General features: G+C 42.2%; 3 protein-coding genes. All 3 read right to left on the reverse strand.

Features of this window, described 5'->3' with window-relative positions:
• Positions 1–59: 59 nt before the first annotated feature.
• The 3 genes from MUP17_04780 to rpsI all read right to left on the reverse strand — a co-directional run bounded on the left by MUP17_04780 (position 60) and on the right by rpsI (position 2,251).
• A complete protein-coding gene (locus MUP17_04780) occupies positions 60–644 on the reverse strand; it encodes a GNAT family N-acetyltransferase (GenBank protein MCJ7458285.1) in 585 nt (194 codons plus the stop codon).
• 106 nt (positions 645–750) lie between these two features.
• Positions 751–1,776, reverse strand: coding sequence for a DUF4268 domain-containing protein (locus MUP17_04785; GenBank protein MCJ7458286.1), 1,026 nt, complete (start codon positions 1,774–1,776; stop codon positions 751–753).
• 79 nt (positions 1,777–1,855) lie between these two features.
• A complete protein-coding gene (gene rpsI, locus MUP17_04790) occupies positions 1,856–2,251 on the reverse strand; it encodes a 30S ribosomal protein S9 (protein MCJ7458287.1) in 396 nt (131 codons plus the stop codon).
• Between the last annotated feature and the right edge of the window lie 198 nt (positions 2,252–2,449).

Raw genomic sequence — 2,449 nt, forward strand, 5'->3', positions numbered from 1 at the left:
GAGAAATACAGTAAAAAGAGTTGACAGGAGAATTAATTTTGTCTTCATTTTTTTTCTCCTCAAATAAAATACCTCATAATCGGTCTAGTTTCAGACCTGCGCAGCACTTCCTTAAATCCTGCCTGGCGAAATGCAGATGCCAGGCCAGTATTCGCAAAGACATCCGGCATCCTGTCCTTTTTTGGCTCTACCGGATAACCTTCGACGATTTTTGCACCTTTTTTTCCTGCATATTGTGCTGCGGCTTTCAGCATCGCGACACTCATACCTTTTTGCCTGAACTGCTTTGCCACGAAAAAACAGACCACCGACCAGACCGGTTTTTCATCCACTTTTCCCATTATCCGGGAGCGCTCTAAAAGCTGGAACCTTTCCCTCGGTGCCACTGCACACCACCCTATAGGCTGCCCATCCGCATAAGCCAGAATACCAGGCACTTCACCGGAATCAACTATTTTCTTCAATGCTTTTCTGTTCTTCTCGCCTAATTGCTGCTGCCATTTAGCGCGAGGAAGCCTCCAGAGCATGCACCAGCAACCACCACAAGCGCCTCTCTCGCCGAAAAGATTTTCAAGGTCTTTCCAGCGTTTGGAGGTTACTGGATGAAATTTTAAGTCTGAAGACTTTACTGGGTTAGAATACACTTTTTCTCACTTTTGATTTCTTAAAGTTTGAAACTCCTATTAAATAAACTATATAAATCCTTAAAGATGTTTATTACAATAATTAAACTTAACATTGTTAATTAAATCAGGCTACTAAATATTTTTTCGCTATCTCCCGCATTGATTTTGCATTCTTGCTAATCCAAGAGAATAATGACTGTCTATATTCAGAATCATCCTCAGCCTTTTCTTTATCGTAAGGCAAGTAGACGGCAACGCGACACGCTCTTGCACCCTCTAATGGTTCCCAATTTACATACTCTCCTTCAAGAATTTTCTCAACCTCAGACTTATGATTAATCAGAGTCTCGTACCATTCAGTATTTTGTTCAGAAGAAGGATGATTCAAATAGATCTCGACGCGAAGACGAGATCCCTGAGCCATTGATATATTTACCCCCACACCAGAACGACCAACTGACGAGCTAATCCACGAATCTCTTGTTGTACGACGACCTTTTGCCCATTGGTGTCCATTTTCTGCTAAGAAAGTGAACAATTCTGCCCAAAACTGCCGTCTGAAAAGATGACGAGGGGCATCTTCTTTCTCAACAGCATCTCGTAATCCTTCGACAAAAGCACTTGGACCTGCCTCCAGTTGAAATCGAACTGCTGGTTTGGAGTCATCTATTCTGATTACCTCTGGTCGAACAAGGAAAAAAGAGATATTTTCACCACTAATGTTATTAAGCCATTCTATAGCAGCCCGATGTTCCTCTCGTACTTGAGGAGTAACCCAAATAACAATGGCTGCTCCTAATCCAGCTGCATAAGTAATTAATTGACCAAGATGATTATGATCACTTGGTCCTAATTGATTCTCAATTACAACTACTTTATCAGTACCTTCTACTCTTCCTAAGACATCAAGTTTATATGCACCAACTTGCTTTTCGGTCTGTTCGATAGATATTGGAATTCCTATACTCTCTGAAAGAGCCTCCACATTTTCGGCAAGCCACGGTGTAAAATCTTTTTCCTCTTTTTCCCATACTTCTCTTGGATCGAGTACTTCTAATTTACCGAAATTCATTTTAGTCATTACAACCCCTCTAATTACTGTTATTTTAGTTGGTGCGTGAATTGGATTTCTCTCACCTTTTAATCCCAAAAACCAAACTCTTTTTCATCATGTAGGGGCGACCCGACGGGTCGCCCCTACAAACATGCAAATCCCCAACTAACTTACCTTATCTCTTGGAAAACTGGAATCTTTTGCGGGCTTTTGGCTGTCCGTATTTTTTCCGTTCAACCATTCGCGGGTCACGGGTCAAAAACCCTTTATCCTTCAAAAGCTTTTTCAGATTCTCATCCAATTGAGCCAGTGCCCTGGCAATCCCCAACCTGATAGCCCCGGCCTGGCCGGAAATCCCACCGCCTGTAGCACTGCAGACCACGTCCATTTTACCGTCCACCTTGGATACCTCCAGAGGCTGCAAAACATGTCTGATCAGGTCATCCTTCTGTAAATAGTTTTTCAGCTCCTTGCCGTTAATCATCCTTCTGCCGTTTCCCGGAACGATTATCCTGACTCTGGCAACTGAGGTTTTCCTCCTGCCTGTAGCTGAATATACTTTTCTTTCCAAAACTTCACCTCCTGAAATCTTTCACTTTTTTAGTTAAAAATCCTATAGCTCTAAAGGCACAGGCTTTTGAGCTTGATGCGGGTGTTTTTCCCCGCTATAAACGAAAAGCTTGGACAATATCTTGTCGCCTAATCTATTATGAGGCAACATCCCTTTTACCGAATGTATGAATACTTTATCTGGTGCTTTTGTCATTAA

Source organism: Candidatus Zixiibacteriota bacterium (assembly GCA_022865345.1).
Taxonomy (GTDB): domain Bacteria; phylum Zixibacteria; class MSB-5A5; order MSB-5A5; family RBG-16-43-9; genus RBG-16-43-9.